We start from the raw sequence: 1,503 nt of genomic DNA, 5'->3' as shown, positions 1-1,503 counted from the left end.
AATCTTGCGAATGCTTTTGGGCAACGCCTGCAGCACTTCCAGCATGCCCCCCGGTCCGGACTGGGCGAGGTGACCCATGTCGGCAGCGGTCTTGGTGGACAGGCCCAAGGTCTGCATTTCGTCGTTGCGCCAGAAGGTGCCGTCCACCAGCACCACATCCGCGGTGGCCATGGCGTGGGCCACGGCAGGTTCGATGCGACCCAGCCCGGGGGCGTAAAACACACGCTTTCCGGTCACGGTGTCTTCAATCAGCAGCCCGATGTTGTCGCCCGGCAAGGGCGCATCGCGACGCGGAGAATAAGGGGGTGCGTTGCTGGTGAGCGGCATCACTGAAAACTTGATGCCAGTCAATGCCGCCACTTCGAATGCGGGTTCGGTCAGCGACAGGGGATGCGCCTGCACCCCGGCGTAATGCGACAAGACACGAACCAGCGGCAAGCTGGTGTTGAGCTCGTCAAGAACCTGCGGGGTAGCGTACAAAGGCAGCGGCGTACGCCGCTCACGCAACATCAGCAAGCCCGTCACATGGTCAATCTGTGCATCCATGAGCAACACCGCGGCAATGCCGCTGTCCCGCAGAGCCCTGGCGGGTTGTATTTCCGGCATGGCACGTATCTGCGCCAGTATGTCTGGCGACGCATTGACCAATAACCAGTCTTGCCCATTGCGTGAAACCGCGATGGAAGACTGGGTACGGGGTGTCAGCGCCGGATCACCTTGTCGTACCGCTGCGCAATTGGCGCAATTGCAATTCCATTGGGGGAAGCCACCGCCTGCTGCGGACCCGAGAACGCGTATGTGCATGATTTTTGGAAATTAAAAAGCGACGCTGCACACAAGGCACAGACGTCGCTTGGCACGATCAACGATTGGCGATGTACATCGTGATTTCAAAACCGAAACGCAAATCGGTGAAGGCCGGTGTGGTCCATTGCATAGAAGTACTCCTTGGGTAGTTGATTGAATCGAACCGCCGCCTCCTGAATCGTGAAGGTCGGCAGCCCGGTTGTACTGCAATATTTGCGCCAAGACAAATAAGGCCCGGATACCCACTTTCAGACCCCGGAAACCCCACTGACAGGTCTTTGGTGGCCCTTGGAGCAATGCCGAAGGGGCATGCATTGCTCCCGATTGACACAGTGGCTAGGGTTAGTGCTGACCGTACAAACCCGCACACCAAGCCACAAATGCCACCTGACCACGGAACTTTCGAGCCAAATACCGATATGCAGTGCTCAGGCACGATCTTTGCAATTTCATGCTCTGGAGTTCCAAATTCCATACACCTCAGTTCAGCATTGACACAACAAGGAGACATTCATGCGCTTGAAATTACTGGCTACTTTGATGGCTTATGGGTTTGCGGCGGGGACGGCTCAAGCCGTTGTCACGCAGCAGATGATTGACAACGATGCGAGCGACACCAAGGAACTTCTTTCCTGGGGTCTGGGCAACTAGGGCCAGCGCTGCTCACCCCTGAAACAAGTCAACCCCCAAAGCATC

General features: G+C 57.1%; 3 protein-coding genes. 1 reads left to right on the top strand and 2 read right to left on the bottom strand.

The window, feature by feature from the left end; all coding sequences use genetic code 11:
• Together pqqB and pqqA are read right to left on the bottom strand one after the other, a co-directional pair.
• Nucleotides 1-807: pyrroloquinoline quinone biosynthesis protein PqqB (gene pqqB / locus AC097L_RS24010; protein WP_479589242.1), on the bottom strand; the 807-nt coding region annotated here is incomplete at its 3' end.
• Between the two features lie 55 nt (nucleotides 808-862).
• Nucleotides 863-937: a pyrroloquinoline quinone precursor peptide PqqA gene (pqqA, locus tag AC097L_RS24005; RefSeq protein ID WP_068167214.1), complete on the bottom strand. Its 75-nt coding sequence runs from the start codon at nucleotides 935-937 to the stop codon at nucleotides 863-865.
• A 383-nt stretch (nucleotides 938-1,320) separates the two neighbouring features.
• Between pqqA and AC097L_RS24000 the strand changes: the two genes are divergently transcribed.
• Entirely contained in the window at nucleotides 1,321-1,458 is a 138-nt protein-coding gene (locus AC097L_RS24000) for a hypothetical protein (protein WP_479589241.1), read from the top strand.
• Nucleotides 1,459-1,503 lie beyond the last annotated feature (45 nt).

Source organism: Rhodoferax sp. RT5P35, from assembly GCF_056521385.1.
This window is presented reverse-complemented; position numbering and strand designations above follow the sequence as displayed.

Bases quoted from the DNA above. Each gene is read 5' to 3' on its own strand.
- AC097L_RS24000 (WP_479589241.1), top strand. From the start codon at position 1,321: ATGCGCTTGAAATTACTGGCTACTTTGATGGCTTATGGGTTTGCGGCG.